Here is a 19,511-nt window from a genome sequence, read left to right as displayed (position 1 = left end):
CGGGGGACTGGTGCGATCGATGTGAGAAATGTGGAAACGAAGCGCTAACCTTGCAACCGGCCAATCTGATCGATCGTACGTTGGCTGAATGGTTTGCCCGGTTACGCAGATAGGAGCAAGTCATGATCGGGTTTCAGGGGCAACGGTTGCGTGATGCGTCCCATGTGGTCGTATTTACTGGCGCGGGCGTTTCCGCAGAGAGCGGCATCCCGACGTTCCGCGACGCCATGACCGGTTTGTGGGAACGTTTTGATCCTGCTGCGTTGGCTACTGCGAATGCCTTCCGCAACGACCCGGCGCTGGTGTGGGGATGGTATGAATGGCGACGCTCCAAGGTACTTGCCGCCAAACCGAATCCCGGCCATTTGGCTATTGCCGAGCTCGCCCGGCTAGTCACCAGGCTGACGGTCATTACCCAGAATGTCGACGATCTGCACGAGCGTGCGGGTTGTCATGGAGTGATTCATTTGCACGGTAGCCTTCACTCGCCGCGCTGCTTTGCGTGTGCCCGGCCATATGAGCAGGCCACGGATCAAATGAATGAACCTGAAGACGGACGCGGATCGAGCCTCCTCGCTGTCGACATTGCAACGGCAAGGTCCGGCCGGGTGTGGTCTGGTTCGGTGAGTCGCTACCGGAGCAGGCATGGCGTGAAGCGCTGGCGGCTGTCAGAGATTGCGATCTGCTGCTTTCGGTGGGGACTTCGGGACGGGTACAGCCTGCGGCGGAAATTCCTCGGATCGCCAGGGAACATGGCGCTGTCGTTGTGCATGTCAACCTGCAGCGAGAATCGGTCCAGGGAGAAAGGGAGTTCAGTCTCGTCGGCAAAGCGGCAGAAATACTGCCGCGATTGCTTGCTCAGGCTAACGAGTAGCGGGCGTCTTCAACGGTCAGCGAACGGCTTAACGAGCGCCCTGTCTGCCGAACATGGGGCGGTTCGAGGCCCACAAACCATCTTCTATCGCCTGGACGACGGCACCGTCGATCTCTTTGCTGAATCGCCAGGCTTGAATGCGCAACATTCCCTCGCGTTCTGGCAGCCAGTGGCACAGCTGCATGGCGTAGGTGCCTTTATTGCCGAAGCCCAAGTGCTGCTTGATCCGCGCATCCAGATTGGCGGAGCTTCCGACATACAGCAGACGTGATACAGGATTCAGGCGGCAATAGGCCCGACCATTCTTCCGGGCGTCCTTGGCCTCTGCAAATGCCAGATAGAGGTCTTCGCATACATCGTCTTCGACTGAAAACTGATAGATGTAGCGCGCTTTGGAAGAGGACCAGGTCTTCAGAGCTCCCAACGCTTGAGCGGGATAGTCTTTGCGGATTTCACTGAAAGGAATGCACACCTCATGGAGGCTATCGATAGGTGTGCGTTCGACGTAGCTGGCCAGATCACGCAGATGGCTGGCGATGTCGGTCAGGGTGGAGGGTGTGAGCATGTGTTTCTACCTTGTTGAGCAGTCGAGCAAAAAATTGGCCGGTCGCGTCGGTTGCTTGTAGCACGCTAAATTTCTGGCTCATACGCCGCAGCGGCGCGGCGCAATGTATCGCCTACCTGCTGACGCAGTGCTGCTGGTTCCTGCACGACCAACGAGTCGCCCAACGACAAAATCCACCAGTGCAATTGCCACGTATTGTTGACGGTCGCCTGCACCTGAAAACCATCCGACATTTCTTCCAGCGCCATGTCCGTGCTCAACGGCGTCTCTCGAATCAACCTCGCCTGGTGTTCGCTTACCCAAGCCTTGAGTCGGATCTTCTCCGGTTTGCCAAACTGCAAGGCATCGGTGGCCAGGTAGGTTTGCAGTTCAAACGTCTCCAGCCCCTGGCATGGCGTGTCGAGCACCGTTACCGCCCGAAAGCGATGAACCGCGAACTGACGGACATCTGTATACGGCGCGGCAGTGGCGATCAGATAGGTGATCAGCCCTCGCTGGACAATCGCCAGGGGGTTGAGAGTCAGCTCACTGAGCTTGTCGGTGTGTGCCGAGTAATACTGACAGTGAACTTGCTGCTCGCTGATCAGGGCGTGTTGCAGTGCCTCCAGGATTTCTGCCTGGATTTCCGGCGCCTGAAGATTGAAATCCGGCCGAACGCTCGCAACTTTGTCGGGCCAGCGGGCGGCGGGGTTACCGTCTTCGAGGCCCTTGAGTTTTTGCCGGGCATGCTCGAAGCGCGGTTCCAGCACGCTCAACATGCTGCCCGGAAGCAGCGGGCGCACGGCATCTTCGACCAGCGCCAGACTGACGGCTTCAGTCAGAGTTATGCCCTGCAATTCGACGCTCACGCCAGGTTTCCAATACCAACCGAATGGTGTTCCACCATCGTTGCACTGCAATGGAAACACCAGAGACAGGTCACGCAGGTCGCGCTCGATGCTGCGGCGGCTGATGGAGTAGCCTGCGGCCGTCAGGCGGGTCAGCAACTCACTCACGGTGATACCAGGGGCGCGTTTGGGCAGCTGTTGCAGCAGCTCCCATTGACGACTCAACGCGGTATGGGTCTTGGCTGAAGGCAAGAGGTTCATCCTTGTAGTGTTGAAACTGACCTTTGGCTTTCTAGTAAGCCGGTTGTCTGCCTATCGGCGACAACCCGGCAACCTTTAGTTTGGTTAATGTATGAAACCGATGGGGCGCTGCTGCCCGGTGGACTTCAATCGACACTCGGCAAGCAGTGCCCCTGCCAACTCATCAGCACTGGCGAATGGCTTGAAACGCCCCCGGCGCGCAACCGCTGCGAAGTCACCGGGAGTCAGGTATGCCTCGGTCCGCAAGCGAGTCGCAGCCTTGTTTTGTGGATCCTTGAGCGACAGTGCCTTCAGGTGTGCGGCAAACAATGCCTGAACCTGAGTGGCTGCCAGGTAGCCGAAGTGCACCTTCAGGTCGAAGCGCCGCAGAGAGGCTTCATCCAGATCGCGGATCAGGTTAGTGGAGGCGATGAACAACCCTCGGTAGCTCTCCATTTGTGTGAGCATTTCATTGACGGTTGTGATCTCCCAGCTTTGCCGCGCCTTACGCCGGTCCTGCAAAAAACTGTCGACCTCATCCAGCAGGAGTATGGCGTCTTCTCGTTGCGCGAGCTCGAAGGCGCCCGCCAGGTTCTGCTCAGTCATTCCCATGTAAGGGGAAACGAGGTCGGAGACTCGCTTGACCATCAAAGGCTTGCCCAACTCTTGCGCCAGCCAGTGGCCAAATGCGGTTTTGCCCGTGCCCGGTGGTCCATAGAAACACAACCGTGCCTGAGGATGAGTGCGCAAACCGTCAACCAGTCCCACCAATGGGAGGTCGGCGTTGATCCACTCGGGAGAGTAGAGAGCTGGCAAGGCGCTGTCGGTGTGCTGAAGTTTTTCGAAGCCTTGAGCTTTCAGAGTGCCGTCGACGATGCAGCGAATGGTGTTATCCAACGCCTTGCTGGCGCGCTGCGACACGCTGCGTCCTACCCGCACTGCTCGCTCCAGCACGGCAGGCGTCATTCGTTCGTGTGCGCTGAGATGTTCGATCAACTGATCGCTCAATTTGCCACCGCCACACTCGCGCAGCATCCGCTTGCGTTGTGCCTGTGGCGGGTTGGGGACCTCGATCACCATATCGAAGCGTCGGATATGGGCTGCGTCGATAGCCTCTATGCTGTTGCTCAGCCAGAAACACGGCAGTTTATTTTCTTCCAGCATGCGATTGATCCAACCTTTCTGCGAGCGACTATCGGCGTCTGCGCTGGCGGTCTGAAAAATGTCTTCGATCTCATCAAGTACGAGCAAGGCGCGTTGAGAATGCAGCACGCTGTTGGTCGCCCGCAGTGAGCACAGGCGTTGCTTGGCGGACACCGGGTCACCATAGCTGTCAGTGCAGGCGACTTCGTACAGAGCACTGCCGAGGTTTTTAGCGATCAGACGACTGAGTTGAGTCTTGCCGGTACCGGGCGGTCCATACAGCAGAATGTTCACGCCTTGACGCCCCTGGGCCAAGGATTTGCTCAGGTAACGCTCGGCGATCATCAGTGGCTGTCGGACATGACTGTAATGTTCCCAGCTCAAGCTGCCGGGTGGACTCAAACGGAACGCATAGGCGAACAGCTCCAGTGGCGTGCCTTTGCTGAAGCGCAGGAGGCCAGGCAGATCCGGGTTGCTAACCGACAACATCGAACTCAACGCCATGACAGAACGGTGGTTATTGCTTATTTCCAGCAGTCCGGTGCGCATCAGTGCGCTGTTATGCGCCAGGCAAGCCTCGACCTCCGGCAGGGGCAGACCCAATAGTACGGACAGCACTTTTATTGCACGGTTGAGCCCCAGCGTTCCCAGCTGATCTGTCGCATCACTGAGTGTCGGATCGGTGTGCATTAGTACGCAAAAACCGAGCACCTGAAGCTCTGCGTCGACTAAACCCAACAATTCACCCATTGCCTCAAGATTGGTCGCCAGGCTGTCCGGGTAGGGCGCATGCAGAGGGTCGGCGTTGAAGCTACGAGCACCTTTGCGCAGTGTCGCCAGAGCAAGTGCGGGACTGTAATTGTCGTCGTCTATCCATTTGGCCAGACCGAGTTCATGAGCCAGATCCTCATCATTGAGGCCGTGTCGGCTGATAAAGGTGCGATGTCCCCCCAGGTCCAGCAGCAGCTGGAAACTCCACTTCAGCGAGAGCGCACAGGTGTCAACGGCGCGGCGACTGCCGTGTGCGAAAGGGATTAATCGGGTTCCCATGCTTGATCTCCTGATGCTGTGGAGGCGGCAGGGTAGAGCTAGCAGTGGTCAGAATGTGTCGTGGTTGTCGTGTGTATTGAGTGGTGGCATATTGCCTGCCGCTCTCGGTGGCCACTAGATGCCAGATCACTGCAGACGACGCATTTTGTCGGTGCCTGGTGATATTGCTGATCTGAGCACCTTGTTCAGTCCGCCATTACCCCTCTCAAGGATCGAGTTTTCATGTTTACCGTTCTATCTCTGCTGGATAACAGGCTTCGTCCTAAAGGATCACGAGATCCCTTGGCCATCGAGTCCATCTGGAGCTCGGTGGGGCGAAAGGCGGTGGGTAACCTGACAACGGTCACAAGCCGCATGAGCCATTTCATGGTCGCGCTGCTGGCCTGCCGATACGCCCATGAAGGCAACAAATCCAGGCCTCTTGAAGATGTCCAGCAAAGGTACGCACGCGCCGAACAATTGTCGGCTTACCTGCGACTTCATGATTCTGTTAAAGCAGGACCACTGGGAAGCCAGCTTGCTATCGCCAATCTCAAGCGCGACTCGATGGAATTGGGCATACACAAAAAGGCGCAGATTCTCAGCAACCAACTCAGTTATGGGCTTTGGGGTCTCTATTCCTCTGCTCTGCAGGCAGCGGGCCTCATCAAAGGCAGTGAAAGACGGTTGACTGACCGAGGTGTGGCGCTCACGGACCTTATGTTGCAAGTGTTTGGTGAGTCGCGGTGGCAACGTTTCGAGGATTTTGCCGGCCGGAACAATGTGATCCAAGCGCAACTGTCTCTGTTGGCGCACGACTTTGCCGCGCTGCTCAATGACAAAAACGTACGCAAGCACATCGTCCTGGCGCTGCTGAATTACCAAGAGGCTGGCCCCATGCAAGTCGCGTTGTTCGAGGCGGTCAACGTGTGGCTCCTGTTGCCTGGCGATAAATCTTCAGTGCGCGATTTCATTCAGTGGGCGTTGACCGAGCAGAGTGTCGACCCCCAATTGCAGGATGTTCTAAAACAGATTTTGCTGCTGCAACCCGTGCTGGTGTTTGCCAATACGCTTGTTGCCTGGTTGCAAAGCCAGAAAGGCCGCAGCCGCAGCGATTTGATCGACGACTTGAGTCCACGGCTCGCGGCGCCATTTCTACCATTGGGCTGGAGCAGGCCGGGTTTGCCACATTCATCGTTCCTGCAGAGGGTCGTGGAGGCGGCCAACGGCGGAGATGCCGCTTCGGTAATCGAGCAGATCGTCATCCAGAACAGCGCCGTGATGGAGCAGAGAGGCGGGGCCGCCTGGCTTCACTGGGAGGCAGACAAACTCAGGGTTCGGGTTCCCGTGGATCGCGCCTGGTTGCCTGAGGATCTTTCCGGTCACTGCGGCAAAACCTGGGATTACAGCTTTTTTCTTCATTCCTTCCTGACCATTGCCAAGGCCGGCCATCAATGAAAGCACACACCATCAGTGACGCGTTCAGGGCCTGTATTGGTGAGCGCGAAGTGACCTCGGCCTTTTTCACCACCTACAGCTTCGAGCCAGACTTCTTTGAGCAGGAAGTCATCCCGCTGCTATTGGGCGATCAGGCACTTTCAAGTCAGATCGATATTCGCTCAGTCCAGTTGCAGGCATTGATGCAGGACAAGGGCCGGCGCTTTGCCGTGGTGCATGACGTGGATGTATTCAACCCTACTGCAGGCAGTCGTCTTGATGTCGATTATTTGCCTGTGCGGATCGGCAGGGGGTGCCAACACGCCAAGATGGCAATATTGGTTTTGCAGGAAAAGGTCGGGCAGACACCGACGATTTTGCTGGTGGCCGGGTCGTTCAACCTGACCAGAGCGGGGTGGTGGGAAAATATCGAGGTTGGTCATTTTGTCGAGCTGCAAGCGACTCGTGCGCCTGCCAATATTCTTGAACCCATGCGCCGTGCACTGCGATTTTTTCAGGCAGTCGCGCCCACTCCAGTCCTGGATGAAATCATAAATGTACAGGCGCAGTGGTCGGCGAGCGCCGATGACCCTGATTGCAGCTTCTATTTTTCCGGGGCAGCTTCTGGCCGTTTGGCTTTTCTCGATTTCATTGGCCAGCACCCCCACACATTACCCGCAGCAAAGGGCGCGGCCACGCTGGAGATTGTCAGCCCTTTCTTCGGTGAGAAACCGGACAGTGGTGATACTCAGAAACTGATGAGCCTGTTCTCGACAGTCCGTCTGCTGCTGCCTCGGGATGAGGATAAGCGGGCACTTGTCGATCCTGGGGTATTTAAAACATTTCATACCGGGCAATGGTGCGGCTGGGCCTCCGCCTGGCACGACAGCCACGAGGTCATCGGAGCCCCCTTTCGCCGGGTACATGCAAAAATTTTCCAGGGGCGAGGAAAACGATCCTGGCAGTTTGTGGGATCAGTGAATTTCAGCCACAAGGCATTCCGGGATAATGTCGAGGCTGGTTTTCTTCTGCAAGGAAGTAATTTCACATCGTTGCTGGAGCCTTTGACGGCCCTGCCTTCGGAGTTTGCCCCTGGCTCGGATTTGCATAGCGCTGAAGCTTCGGAAGGACTGGCAATGCCGGTCTTGCGCCTGGCATACGACTGGGACAGTCAATGGCTGGAAGTGACAGCACAGGATTCGATCAGCGGTGAGCTGACATTGCTGGACAACCCGACGCCAAGCCTTGGCTCGATAGTTTTCGCACAGACAACTTCGCGCACGCAGTTGCTGCCTACATTGCGCGACCATCTGGAACGCTCTTCTCTGGTCAGGGTGCGCTGGCAGTCAGGTGCCGAGTGCGTGGAGCGTTACCTGATGGTGTCGCAGCGCAACATTTACTCCCGTCCCAGCCAAATGCCAGCCATGGACTTGCAAAGCCTTCTGCGTTTATTCATTGAGATGCGGTTGAGCAAAAAAATCAGCCAGTTCGGCGAACTGGCTCAACTGATGCTGAACATGCGCGCCGCGCCTGGTACAGCGGATGAACAACTGCCGGAAATGGTGGACGCGGGAGAGGCCAAGAGCTTCTTTGCGGAGTTCTCGCAGGTCAATGGCGCGTTCTGGCAATTGGAACGCAGCCTTGCGTTGGCGGCAGACGAGAACAACGCAAAAAAACTCGCGTATTACCTCGCGGGCTGTCAGCCCGACTCCTTGAAGGCCTTGCTTGAAAGCGTGGAGAAAGGGGGCGGTGATGAGGAAACGGTGGTTGTACGCTATTTAACGCTGCTCAGCATGCACGGCTTGTTGACCCGATATCCGCAGCACAGCTGCGCGACCTTGACGAGGCGCGTACAGGCGCTCATTACCGAACTGGAAAATGACGAGCTGTTGCGTCATCTCGACGAGGCCGAAGGTACGCGTTTCCTCGACTGGTTCAGGACTCAATTTCAGCGTCCCTTGACCGCTGCAAATTCACGGAAGAAGGATGTCCCCCATGCAGCGGATCAATAAGGCCACGGCCGAGGCCGTAATCGATTTTTCCGGCGGCAACCCTGAACTCAAGGGATTGGCTGAGCAGCAACTGTTGGGCGCGGTCGCCCTGTACAACAAACTCGCTGACCATCGGGTGGCGTACCTCGCCGATGAAGTGGGGATGGGCAAGACTTACATCGGCCTTGGTGTCGCTGCATTGATGCGGCATTTCAACCCCGGTTTGCGTGTCCTGTATCTGCTGCCGAAAAACAACGTCCGCGACAAATGGATCAAGGACTATCGGGCGTTTGTCCATAGCAACTATCGGCTTGAGGATATGGCGGTCAAAGGCCTGGGTGGCGAGCCGGTCACGCCGTTCAGAGCCTGTCACAATTTGTCTGAGGTGGTTCAGACAGTGGCAAGCGGCAACGAGCGCGATCTCTTTATCTGCACATCGGCCTTCAGCTTTGCCATGGGTAATACCGTTGCTGACATGCTGCGTTGGACCCAGCGCTTTGAGGAGTTGATGCCGCAACATCGCAAGCTTCTGGAAAAGATCGTCAAGCAGTTGAACGCCATGGACGGCAGAAGCAATCCCGGGGGACTCAAGCGGCAGGTCAAGGATGTCTGGGTGAAGGCGTTGGGCGAGATGTTGCCCCGCTTCGATCTGGTGGTAGTGGACGAAGCACACAACCTGCGTGCTGGCCGTGAAAGCAGCGACCGCAACCGCTTGTTGGCGACCTTGTTGGGCGACAACAAGCGTATCAAGCGCCTGTTGCTACTGTCGGCAACACCCTACGACCGCCATCTTGACCAGTTGCGCAACCAACTCGCGTTGTTCGGCTTCCAGGGACATGCGGCACTGCCGGAGGGCGGCGATCCGGCCGCCCCCGACATGCACGCGGCGCTCAGTCGCTTGTTCGTACGACGCCTGAACACGCTCAAGCTTGATCAGGTGGCTCACACCCGCAACATGTATCGTCGTGAGCATCGCAGCGGCGAGGCTGCGGAAGTGAAGATGACCGTAGCACAAAAATTGTTCGCCGCTTTGCTGCAAAAGAAAGTGAGCGAGCACTTGCAGGAGAACTGCTCCAATCGTTTTGAACTGGGGATGCTGGCGTCGTTCGAGAGTTATCTGCCTGGCGAAAAAAACCGGCCGGTAGAGTTCGATGGTCAGGAGGCCGCGGGCGAAGGCGATTCGTTACGGGATGCGGCAGACCGCAGCGTCGTTGAATATCTGGTGGAAGATTACGAGAGCGCCTTCAAACGCAGGCCACCGCATCCAAAAATGGACAGCGTGAGTCAACAGACGCACCACCTGGCGTTTGTCGAAGGCAAGAAACAGTTGATTTTCGTCCGCCGTGTGCGCAGCGTTTCCGAGCTTAAGTTCAAGCTGGAAGAAGCCTACGACGATTGGATTGGTGACTACATCGTCGGCGACAGTGCTGTTGCCAGGAGTTACCAGCTATACCGAACGCGCACGGTCGAACGTAGCCACTCCCTCGTCGAAAGCGATGTCGCCGACGTGTTCGAGGCATCGGCAAGCAGCGACAATTTCTTTACCTGGTTCTACCGAGGCCAGAATCCGGAGTTGGGCAGCATCAAGGGCCTGGGGCCGTTGCCCCACAACTTCCGTAGCACGTTGTTGCAGGGCCGATTGTTCGAGGCTAACTGGTTATCTTTGCCGGGCATGCCTGCCGTGACGTCGTTGAAAATCGATTGGAGCGTGATCGGCAGGAGCGAGTCAGTCGCCAGTCCCGGTCAACGTTATCGATTGGCTCAATATGCGTATCTGCGAGCCGTCGCAATGCGTGACGATGAAGCCGCGACAGTCGCCAAGCGCGTGTTGCATGTGTTGTTCGAAGGGTTTCAGGCCACGTGTGACTTGGCTGACCCTTCAGCACTTGCCCGTGAACTGGAGCGTTCAACGCTCTGGGATAGCTTGCGGCGCCATGGCGAACTTGACGTACTGGCACCCGAATGGAGCCCAGAGGTATTCAACCAACTTGCCACGTTGAACAATGGCGCCGTTGATCGGCTGTTACGCAGACTGAGTACCCATCAGGAGCTGCTGGGCGCGCTGTGCCGCGTGGATCATCCTTTCATTGATCTGTATTCGCTCAGGAACGCTCGCAAGGACGGTGACGCCGACGGACTGTTCATCGAGGCACTCGTCGGGCTGTTGGACGTTCAGCGAGCGAACCACAGCCCGTTCAGCAGCTATCAGATATTGCGCGATACCGTCTTGAACCTGGATTTGTTGATCAAACTCAACTTTCCGGAGATCTACTCAAGGCCGGTCAGTGGCCTGACCAAGTACCTGGTCACCCAGGTCCGTTCCACTTCACCGATTCGCGGAGCGACCGGTGAGAACAGCGCCAGCCGGACAGCGATTGCCACGCTGTTCCGCATGCCAGGTTATCCACGGGTGCTGATATCCACCGATGTCTTTCAAGAAGGGGAAGACCTGCATACCTTCTGCGACAGCGTCGTGCATTACGGTATCTCCTCCAGCCCCATCGCTCTGGAACAAAAGGTCGGTCGTGTTGACCGGGTCGGTTCATTGGCACATCGGCGCATGCTCTCGGCCGGTAACCGTTATGCTGAGCACTTCATTCAGGTGGGCTTTCCGCACATCCGTCAAAGCATGGAGTTCTATCAGGTACGCCAGGCTGCGGCCAACATGAACGCATTCATTCAAACGCTGCATGCCGTGGGCCACCAGGGACCCCGGTTCAAGCGCGAAGTGGAGCTGCATGAGGAGTTGGTGGACCAGGCGCCCGTGAAGCCGCAGATCCTCGATTTTCTCACCAGCCATTATGAAATCACTGACGAAGACCTTCAGGGCGATGACCGCAGTGAGGCGATAAGCAATCAGGCCAGTGTCATGACGCGGCGTTTGGCGCATGTCAAAACCCAATTGGGAACCACGCTCAGAGATCTGACTGGCGATCCGCAGGCTTTCGTGAGGGACGCTGGAGACGGCTGGCATCTGTCGACGGCGGATTTCGACACGCCGAGCGTTACCGTGCGCAGCGCTGTTGGCATGGCTGAATTGTTGGTAGCCGCGACGATACCCCGCGATATCGACGAACCAGGCGATATCCTTAGCCCCATCGGCCGCGTCCGCTTCCTCAAGACCCTGCAAGCAGACCCCTTCAGACGGGTGTTGCTGGCGCCGACAGCCGAAAAAACCAAGCGATTCGCTTTGCAGTACAACGCCGAAAATTATGCGGGCAGCGACGGTGTTCTAGTCGGTGACGAAATTCTCGACGTCTATCGGCGTGTCTCAGGCTCGAGTTCTACATCCAGCAAACGCACCGAGGAAACGGTCGCGCGCATCCACGGGATGGTAGACAGACTCGTACACGACACCGAGCGCATGAGCGTCAGGCGGCTATCGACGTGGAGGCTTGAGTTCCATTTCAAACTGGAGGGGCGATACCAATTGGTCCGGTGGGGGTTCAAGGGCCAGTACGTGGTGTTCACCTCCAAGGTTGTCGATCACAAATGGACCAGAAAATTGGCGATGTTCAAACAGTTCAGCCAGTCACCGCTGGTGGAGCACACGCTTGGACGCAATTGCCGATTCGATCTGGTGGACTTCCATGTCGACCAGGACGAGGAGCTGAGCGTGCGGGCGTGTCATCCACTGCAGCATCTGAATGATGAAGAGTTGATGCACATCGCCCATCAGGTCGCATCTCAGGCAGACAGGCTGGAGCACGTATTGATGGGGCGAGAAGGGGAAATCGGGGACGACGACTGAGTATCACCGCCAGGGTGAGTATTTTTTCGTGCCTTTGGAATCTGCTGTTCAGCCCCGACACAATCTGTCGCGATCGGCTCGTAGGCTGAGCACAGACCACAAGAGAGGGATGCGAAATGCTGAAGAACGTGCTGGCTACCATCGGTTTGGCCGTGGTGCTCAAAGCGAGCCTTGATCTGTATCTGAAGTACAAACAGATGGAACGAGAGAATGATACCTGGCGCAAGTCGGCCTCCGGCGGGGAGTGATGCGCGGATTGCCCGGCTTTTTCATGGATCTAAAAAAACTTCAAGTTCGACGTCTGCTGTCCGATAGCTTTCTGATGTGCTGTTGGGTTTCCAACGGCTCAACCAAGACACTGCCTTCGGGCTTTCGCAAGCTCCTCTTGTATGGCTGCAAAGCCCAAGAGCTCAAATCAATGGACTGGTGATTACAGTGTCCTCCAGAGACTATCTCTATCAGAAGTTACGGCCTGAGCTGTTGGCCGCCACCGAAGAACCTCCTGCCAAGGCTGTGCCCGCATCGCGAAGCACATTGCCTCGTTTCACACTGGAGCGGGACGTCGTACTGTCACCTGCAGTCAAGCAACAGCTTGATGAGGCCTTGGTGAAAATTCACCACCATCACACCATCTACGTCACCTGGGGCTTCGCTGAAGTCGACCCTTGTGGCAGCGGCACGATCCTGAACTTTCATGGCGCGCCAGGTACTGGGAAGACGCTGACGGCCGAGGCATTTGCCGGGAGTATCGGCAAACGACTTATCAGCGCCAGCATTGCCGACCTTGAAAGCAAGTTCATGGGCGATACATCAAAGAATATTGCTCAGCTGTTCGAGTCGGCGCGTGCCGAAGACGCCGTATTGTTCCTGGACGAAGCCGACACGTTGCTGGGTAAACGTTTGTCTTCCGTCACCCAAGGCATTGATAACGAGGTCAATGCCATGCGCTCCACGCTGCTGATCGAGTTGGAGAAGCACACGGGGGTAGTGATTTTTGCGACCAACTTTGCGCGCAACTATGACAGCGCCTTTGTCAGCCGCATTTCTCAGCACATCCGTTTCGAGCTGCCTGGTGAAGGTGAGCGTCGAGCCCTATGGGCACGCATGCTGGTACCGGGTATTCCTCTGGCAGAGGAGCGGGAAGGGGTGCTTGACGTCCTCGCCGCCGCGTCCGAGGGACTATCGGGTCGTGAAATACGCACCTGTTTGAGACTGGCTTTGCCCAAGCCGCTGCTGGCCCAAGGCACTCGTGTGCTGCAGCAGGCTCATCTTCAGGAAGCGCTCGCTCAGCTGCTGGCTGCGCGTCAAGACATTCACGCTTCGCGGCCCGAGGTTGATCTCGGCACCGTTGCGGCGAACCGTAAAGCATTGGGCATTCATCAAAGGAGCGATAGTTAATGGGCTGGTTTGATTCTTTCGTAAGTACGGTGAAAAACGTCGCATCGTCGGCGTTCCGTGCTGTCAAGCAAACCGTCAGCAAAGCCGTCAAATGGCTTGCCGACGAAGCAGAAACTTTTGTCGGAGAAGTCAAGCGGCTTTACCAGGCAGCCAAGCCCTACATTTCCAGCATGCGCGTGGGGCTTCGAACGCTAGCAACCCATGTGCCGTGGCCATGGGTCAAGGCCTTGAGTCTTGGTCTGGAGCGTGCCCTGGCGGTGCTGGAGCACCTGGACACCCACCCGCTGGCAGCCAAGGTGCAGCAGGCCATCGACTGGGTGATTGCTCGTGCCCGTGAATGGCAGAAAAAATTGCTGGATGAGCAGGAGATCGCCGAAGCACAGGCGCGGGAACGAGATCTGAACGCGGCCATGGCCAAAACCCAGGGCGCAGAGCGCGAAGCACTCCAGGCGATCGCTCTGACCAACCGCTATCACTTGGTCAAGGCATTGACCAATCGTCTCATCGAAACAGAAGCGTTCGTGGATTTTGACCATTACCTGCGGGTTCGCGCCGTGCAGAAGCTGCTGCAAGTTTACGAAGAGCAAATGACCCAGCTGGAAGACGTCGTGTCCCTGAGCCAGGAGCCACTGTTCATTATCGATGTCGCTGCCCAACTGATCGAAGCGCGGGCGGAGTTGAGCGATGCAGACGTACAGCGCCTGGACGATATGACCGTCAAGCATTTCGGCAAGGCCGTGATCCCGTTTGTGTTCGAGGAAATGATCCTGGTGTGGGGCCTGGGTTTGCAAAACGCTCAAGCCGCCTGGGAAGAGCTCAATAAACGCGTGGTCAAGGACCGAGTGCTCAAGCGACGTCTGGAACTGGAGGCAGAGCTGGAACCACTGGAGCCGGAAGAGGCGTTGGTGCTGGATGACCTACGCAAGCTGTTGCCGCGTGACGAAGCTCAACTTGAAGCGCTGGGTAACGAGACACGTGCCAAGCGTAACTATGTGTTCGCTGCGGAAGGTTTTCTGCAACTGCTTGAGAAAAGCGAGGAGCAAATCGTGGCCGACGATCAGGAGTATTTGATCGACCACGGCGGCAAGGTTGGCGAGATTCTAGTGCGCTGTGCACAGAACGGCGAAAAATGGGACAGCCTGGAATCGGAGGAGAAATCGCTGATTGTCAGCTTCGCCAATATTTTCGAGGCCGACTGCAAGAAACGGACGGATGCGTTCAAAGTGGTTGAGGTTGCGGCATGATTGACGAAATCCTGCAGTTCTTGACCCCCTCGCTGAGCAACCCGCTAGAAGTGTTTTTTTTCAGCATCATCGCGTTCGGTCTGCTGCTGTCGCTGATGACTTCACAGGTTTTCGGCCAACCGGCGAAGTGGGAAAAAAACTGGCGCGGCGGGGCTCGCATCAATGCGCTGGACATTGAGCACGGTTCAATCGGTGAGTTGAGCCACGCTGTCGCTTCAGGTTGGGAGCGCTTTGCTTCCAATATGCCGGGGTTGCTACTGATCATCGGGCTGTTGGGCACATTTCTGGGGCTGGGCCTAGCGTTGGACAAGGCCTCGACCATCCTTCAGGGGCACGATGACTCGCTCAACGCCATGAGCGGTTCCCTGACTCAGCTCACCGGCATGATGAAAGACTTGGGCACCAAGTTCAAAACCTCCACTTGGGGCATCATTGCCTTCATCGTGATCAAGCTGTGGGAAGCCGCGCCGTGGTCAGCGGAAAGCAAGCGCATGGACTGGTGCCTGGAGCACATGAAGGCTGAGATTGATCTGAGCCGCAAAGCCGCGCTTGCACTGCATGCCGAACGTGATCAAGTGCACCTGGCTGCCCTGGAGAGTGTCGGTACCCGGCTGGTAGAGGCGTTCAATGCCCAAGGTCTGCTGGTGGCCACCGAGCTCAAGCAGATCAAGGCAGTTGAGTTCCAGAACGGTAAACAATCCGAAAGCCAGCTCACTACGCTGGATGAAAGACTTGCCAGTCTGGCAGCCGACATTGATCTCGGTCGCAAAGCCACGTTGGCGCTGCATACCGAAAGTGAGCAGGCGAACCGGGCTGCGCTGGAAAATGTCGGCACTCGGGCAATTGAGGCCTTCAACGCCCAGGGTCTGCAGCTGTCGACCGAGCTCAAGCAGCTCAAGGCGGTTGAGTTCCAGAACGGTAAACAGGCCGAGAGCCATTTCAATGCGCTGGATACCCGGCTTGCCGACCATTATCAACAGCTCGGCGAGATCGCCAGACTCAGTGAAAACCTTCCACAAATCGCCGAGATGAGTACGCAGCTCAGCCGCTTGGTTAATGTCGAAGAGTGCCTCAAAGGCCTGCAGGCGGTCGAGACTCGACTGGGCGAAGTGGCGGACAGCACGAGGACGTCGAGTGAGTGCCTGCAAGGGTATGTAGAGGCCAAGACCGACAACCTGCAACGCCAGGAGGCGGCGGTACAGTTGATGGGCGAATCTGCCACGCTACTGGCAGATTCGGCAGGGCTGCTAAAAGGCAGCGTGCAGGTCATGCAGGAAAAACTCAGCGGTGCGATCGAGTCGCTCAATGAGGACTTCGCCGGGCACCTGGTAGAAATGAAGGCGAGCATGGATGGCAACATCACCCGGTTGGGCACTGTCATGGAGACCATCGAGGGGAGTTTGACCGGCACCATTACCACGATGAGCCGGGACTTTACCCAGAACACCCAGGACATGGCGGCCAACCTCAAAGGTGCGACCGACAACATTTCCACTGCGGTCGATAAGTTGTCAGAGCATGTCGGCACGGTGGTCAAGGAAGTTCAGGTGACGACAGAAAGCGCCAAGGATATGCAGAAGAAAACCAGCTCTCAGTTCTCGCAGACAAGCACCACGCTTAACGAAGCGATCGCAACGATGAGCTCCAACATGGATGAGCTCGGCAAGAGCATTTCGGAAGGCCTGAAGGAGGCTTCCAAGGCTGGACACAAGATGGATGCGGTGGCGAGCAAACTGGTGACCTTCCCGCAACTCGCCGAACAGCTCACTGCGCTCAATGTGCAGTTCAAAACCATGACTGACCAGGGTGCTAAAACCCAGGAGGCGCTGGAAGCTTTGCCGGCCAGGCTGACCCCTCTGAGTGCAAGCGTCAAACTGCTTGAGCAATTGTGTGAATTAGCACGACAGATGCCTCCAGTCGTCCAGGACGTGAAGGCGCTTGCGGACTCGCATCGCCAAGGCCAACAAGCCATTAGCGCTCTGCCTGAACAGATGGCGGCCAATATCGACAAGCAGTTTGCCAATCGACTCCAGGTGCTCAGCGACGCGGCACAGTCGACCGTGACATTGCTTGGCCGAATCACGACGGACTATGACCCTGTGCCTGCGAGTGGTTTGCAGACCGATAAAGCTCAGCTGGCGTAATCGACCATGAAAGAAAAACCCAGCGAATGGATTTCCATCTCGGACCTCATGGCGGGTGTCATGGCGGTCGTGATGCTCATGCTTGTTGTTTCGGTGCTGCAGAACAAAGCGGCCGAAGCGGCAATGCGAGTCGAAAAGCAACAGATGGAAGCGGCGCGTCAGGCTGAAAAAGCCCAAGGCGCGGCAACTCAACAAACACGCCTGAGTACCTTGCTTGAAGCGATGCAGGCGGATCTGGCACACGGCGGTGAAGGGGGGCTGATCGATGTCGATATCAAGAACCGGCGCCTGACTTTGCCTGATAATGCCTTCGGCCGCGGTAGCGCCTGTATTACCGATGAGGCCAAGCGGGCGCTGACGCAGTTGAGCGTTCGCGTCGCTACTTTCATCCACGATTACGGCCAGGGCCAGGTATTGGTCGAGGGGCATACCGACAACGTTCCGGTAAGTCGACCGGTCATCGATTATGCGCGGTACTGCACGGTCTATGACGATAACTACACGCTCTCTGCTGCTCGGGCACGGGAGGCACGCAAGTTGTTGGTGTTGGCGTTGGACGGGCAGCAATCACTGCGAGTGATTGTGGCGGGTTACGGTGATTCCAGACCCAAGCCCGGCCTGAACCCGGCAAGCGCAGAAAATCGGCGGGTGGAAGTTCAGTTGGTGGTGTCTCAGGAGGATCGCACGCTCGAAGGACGCTAATCTTTTTCTTGCAGGGCACGTCACGCCTGTAACGTGCCCGTGAACAGAATAGTTGCCGACGGCCTGCTGCTTGGGGAGTCGGCAATCAAGATTCGAACGTTCAATTCGCCAACCTGGCAACCCCCACGCACTCGTTACCCTGCATCTTCAGTTCGAGAATGACCTTGCGCGTGTCCAACACGGCCTGGCTGATATCACGCAAACGCCCGCTGCTGTCTGTCGTGAGTTTGAGCAGTCGTTTATCCTGGGCCTTCAACAAGGATAGCCGTCGCGCATTGAGCTCCGCATTGGACTCGGTGAGGGCTGACAGCTTGTTGGCTCTTTCCTTGTAAGCTTCGCGAAACTTCTCGACGAAGCCCTGTTTGCCCTCGAACCCTTCGGCGACCCTGGCGAGGGCGGAAAGGCGCATTTGCACCCACTCCACTTGCCCTGGAAAGGTATCGAGCAAGCGGCAGGCGATCATCCGGGCAGCTAGACAGAGCTGTGATTGTTCGAGCGCATGACTGAACCTTTCCAGCTCTTTTTCCAGCGCCGCTTTCAACTTGCTGGTGCCGAAGGTGGTGGAAAAATTCAGCGTGCGAATACTGTTGGTTATGTCGTCAAGTTCGAGTTCCAGGTGCTTCTGGATTTGCCCAAGCTGCACTTCCTTAGCTTCAAGCTGGGCAGGGACTGAGTCATTAAGTTTCCCGTTCAAAAGCGCGGGTGCGATTTGACGCAGGTAATCAATGCTGCCGGTGATCTGGCCTTCTCGCTTGTTTTGCTGAAACTGCTCGATGCGTTCTACCCCGGCGAGGATGTCACTCAACTTGGCGCTGATGTCTGCCAGGTGCTGTTGGGCGACGACGGCGGAGGCAATCTGAAATAACGCAGCCGAATTGACAAGGCTTGTCAGGTTATTGTCCTGAAACAGTCTGGCGTGTTCAGTAAATTTGCCGTCGGCAGATCTGGAGAAGGCACGCAGACCGTTGCCATCCTTCGCCGCTGCCAATGGGCCATTGATCTCCACTCGAAAATATTGATTCGAGTTTGCAACGCCCGTAGTGATCAAGTTGGGTATGGATTGAAGAAGGGGCGATAGTCGGCTCAAACCCAGTTGCGCTACCTGGTTGCTGTCACCGTGATCAGATGCAGTTGGCAGCGAGAGTGCCTTTACCGAGAGCACAGGAGCATTTTCGCTCGAGCCAACCAGCCATTGCTCACCATCGTCCCGTTTGGCGAGCCCTTTGATGCGAGTAATTTCAACAGTCATGGTTTACCTCCAGGTAAACGAGGCTGCATGCCTTTCTGTCGGATGTAGGCGATTTGAACCACGCAAGGCAAGGTGATCCGAAATGCAGGGGACGCCAGAGAATAGCCTGCCAGACCTGCACCCAGAGCGACTCCAATTGGACCCAGGGCCAAGCCTGCCAACCTGCCCATGAGCATCTCCGCTCCCAACACAGCACCTGCACCGAGAAGGTTGGCGCCCAGGGAGGCGGAAACAAATGAGGTCACATCCAGTGTTGCCGCATGCCCAAAGCCCATACGGTTCAAGAAGTGGGTGAATGAGAAAGGATTGGCGGCATCAGACTCGCCAAACTTCTCTGCAAATTGCGCACGAGCTTCCTTGGACATCTTGTCCCAGGCCTTGTCCAGTAAGCGTTGCAACACTTTGAGCTCAATCGTGGTGAGATCGTCTGAATCGGTCTTCTTTCCACCTACATGGGTAAGCACGTCGATGGCGATCTCTTTATACGTCACGCCTCCACTGCGGAACAGATTGGTAATACTGTTACCGCCAAACATGCGGAGCTCGTGAACCAGCAATGCCAGTACATCTTTGTCAAAGGACTTGTCCTCACGAGCCTGGTGCAGAAATTCCTTTACTGTACCGGCAAGCGAGATCCGGCCTTTCCCTGCGTCCGTGATGTAATCGACCAATAAACAAACGTCATCCGGTTCGGCTGCCAGCAGCAGCGCAAGCAACGGCTCGTCACCGGCAATATCTATTTCAGACATCTACTCCCCCTTGGTTAAAATCACGCATCGTAAAAGTACTTCTGACGCTGTTGGCGCCCGATTCCATAGCCCTAGCATCAGCTCACCAACACTTGCGTTCGCCAGTTTTACGAGCTGAGTACAAGCGCGGATCATGAAAAAAATAAGGGCGAGCTCACATTGTTGATG

Annotated in this window: 13 protein-coding genes and 1 pseudogene; 9 read left to right on the top strand and 5 right to left on the bottom strand. The window is 56.7% G+C overall.

Annotated features, from left to right (window positions below; all coding sequences use genetic code 11):
* Positions 1-122: 122 nt before the first annotated feature.
* Positions 123-874 (top strand): annotated as a pseudogene (locus PMI31_RS29690) (SIR2 family NAD-dependent protein deacylase).
* Between the two features lie 28 nt (positions 875-902).
* Here the strand turns inward: PMI31_RS29690 and PMI31_RS03840 are convergent.
* The 3 genes from PMI31_RS03840 to PMI31_RS03830 form a co-directional block, all read right to left on the bottom strand.
* Positions 903-1,439, bottom strand: coding sequence for a GIY-YIG nuclease family protein (locus PMI31_RS03840; protein ID WP_008016363.1), 537 nt, complete (start codon positions 1,437-1,439; stop codon positions 903-905).
* Between the two features lie 65 nt (positions 1,440-1,504).
* Positions 1,505-2,518: a helix-turn-helix transcriptional regulator gene (locus tag PMI31_RS03835; protein WP_008016362.1), complete on the bottom strand. Its 1,014-nt coding sequence runs from the start codon at positions 2,516-2,518 to the stop codon at positions 1,505-1,507.
* A 93-nt stretch (positions 2,519-2,611) separates the two neighbouring features.
* The gene (locus PMI31_RS03830; protein WP_008016361.1) at positions 2,612-4,699 is read right to left on the bottom strand and encodes an AAA family ATPase; all 2,088 of its coding nucleotides are present in this window, start codon (positions 4,697-4,699) and stop codon (positions 2,612-2,614) included.
* 222 nt (positions 4,700-4,921) lie between these two features.
* Here PMI31_RS03830 and PMI31_RS03825 point away from each other — a divergent pair, with 222 nt between their 5' ends.
* The 8 genes from PMI31_RS03825 (at position 4,922) to PMI31_RS03795 (ending at position 17,345) form a co-directional block, all read left to right on the top strand.
* On the top strand, positions 4,922-6,136 hold the full coding sequence (locus PMI31_RS03825; RefSeq protein WP_008016359.1) for a hypothetical protein: 1,215 nt from the start codon (positions 4,922-4,924) through the stop codon (positions 6,134-6,136).
* On the top strand, positions 6,133-8,127 hold the full coding sequence (locus PMI31_RS03820) for a hypothetical protein (RefSeq protein ID WP_008016358.1): 1,995 nt from the start codon (positions 6,133-6,135) through the stop codon (positions 8,125-8,127). The genes PMI31_RS03825 and PMI31_RS03820 overlap by 4 nt, the downstream gene beginning before the upstream one ends.
* Before the next feature lie 73 nt (positions 8,128-8,200).
* Entirely contained in the window at positions 8,201-11,857 is a 3,657-nt protein-coding gene (locus tag PMI31_RS03815; RefSeq protein ID WP_238539266.1) for a helicase-related protein, read from the top strand.
* A 116-nt stretch (positions 11,858-11,973) separates the two neighbouring features.
* Entirely contained in the window at positions 11,974-12,105 is a 132-nt protein-coding gene (locus PMI31_RS31615) for a hypothetical protein (RefSeq protein ID WP_008016356.1), read from the top strand.
* A 187-nt stretch (positions 12,106-12,292) separates the two neighbouring features.
* Positions 12,293-13,255, top strand: coding sequence for an ATP-binding protein (locus PMI31_RS03810; protein WP_043302182.1), 963 nt, complete (start codon positions 12,293-12,295; stop codon positions 13,253-13,255).
* Complete coding sequence (locus PMI31_RS03805; protein WP_008016353.1) at positions 13,255-14,499, top strand: hypothetical protein; 1,245 nt, start codon at positions 13,255-13,257, stop codon at positions 14,497-14,499. Before PMI31_RS03810 ends, PMI31_RS03805 begins: the two co-directional genes overlap by 1 nt.
* Positions 14,496-16,643 carry a hypothetical protein gene (locus PMI31_RS03800; RefSeq protein WP_008016351.1) on the top strand — a complete coding sequence of 716 codons (2,148 nt, stop codon included), beginning with the start codon at positions 14,496-14,498 and terminating at the stop codon, positions 16,641-16,643. Before PMI31_RS03805 ends, PMI31_RS03800 begins: the two co-directional genes overlap by 4 nt.
* Before the next feature lie 6 nt (positions 16,644-16,649).
* The gene (locus tag PMI31_RS03795; RefSeq protein ID WP_008016350.1) at positions 16,650-17,345 is read left to right on the top strand and encodes an OmpA/MotB family protein; all 696 of its coding nucleotides are present in this window, start codon (positions 16,650-16,652) and stop codon (positions 17,343-17,345) included.
* 100 nt (positions 17,346-17,445) lie between these two features.
* On the opposite strand, the gene PMI31_RS03790 is transcribed toward PMI31_RS03795, so the two are convergent.
* On the bottom strand, positions 17,446-18,594 hold the full coding sequence (locus PMI31_RS03790) for a hypothetical protein (RefSeq protein ID WP_008016349.1): 1,149 nt from the start codon (positions 18,592-18,594) through the stop codon (positions 17,446-17,448).
* Positions 18,591-19,343 (bottom strand): YaaW family protein, encoded by a 753-nt coding sequence (locus PMI31_RS03785; protein WP_008016348.1) that lies wholly within the window; start codon positions 19,341-19,343, stop codon positions 18,591-18,593. The genes PMI31_RS03790 and PMI31_RS03785 overlap by 4 nt, the downstream gene beginning before the upstream one ends.
* Positions 19,344-19,511: the final 168 nt, after the last annotated feature.

The sequence above is a fragment of the Pseudomonas sp. GM55 genome, from assembly GCF_000282395.1.
Taxonomy (GTDB): domain Bacteria; phylum Pseudomonadota; class Gammaproteobacteria; order Pseudomonadales; family Pseudomonadaceae; genus Aquipseudomonas; species Aquipseudomonas fluorescens_CC.
This window is presented reverse-complemented; position numbering and strand designations above follow the sequence as displayed.

Bases quoted from the DNA above. Each gene is read 5' to 3' on its own strand.
- PMI31_RS03840 (WP_008016363.1), bottom strand. From the start codon at position 1,439: ATGCTCACACCCTCCACCCTGACCGACATCGCCAGCCATCTGCGTGAT.
- PMI31_RS03830 (WP_008016361.1), bottom strand. From the start codon at position 4,699: ATGGGAACCCGATTAATCCCTTTCGCACACGGCAGTCGCCGCGCCGTT.
- PMI31_RS03825 (WP_008016359.1), top strand. From the start codon at position 4,922: ATGTTTACCGTTCTATCTCTGCTGGATAACAGGCTTCGTCCTAAAGGA.
- PMI31_RS03820 (WP_008016358.1), top strand. From the start codon at position 6,133: ATGAAAGCACACACCATCAGTGACGCGTTCAGGGCCTGTATTGGTGAG.
- PMI31_RS31615 (WP_008016356.1), top strand. From the start codon at position 11,974: ATGCTGAAGAACGTGCTGGCTACCATCGGTTTGGCCGTGGTGCTCAAA.
- PMI31_RS03805 (WP_008016353.1), top strand. From the start codon at position 13,255: ATGGGCTGGTTTGATTCTTTCGTAAGTACGGTGAAAAACGTCGCATCG.
- PMI31_RS03800 (WP_008016351.1), top strand. From the start codon at position 14,496: ATGATTGACGAAATCCTGCAGTTCTTGACCCCCTCGCTGAGCAACCCG.
- PMI31_RS03795 (WP_008016350.1), top strand. From the start codon at position 16,650: ATGAAAGAAAAACCCAGCGAATGGATTTCCATCTCGGACCTCATGGCG.
- PMI31_RS03790 (WP_008016349.1), bottom strand. From the start codon at position 18,594: ATGACTGTTGAAATTACTCGCATCAAAGGGCTCGCCAAACGGGACGAT.
- PMI31_RS03785 (WP_008016348.1), bottom strand. From the start codon at position 19,343: ATGTCTGAAATAGATATTGCCGGTGACGAGCCGTTGCTTGCGCTGCTG.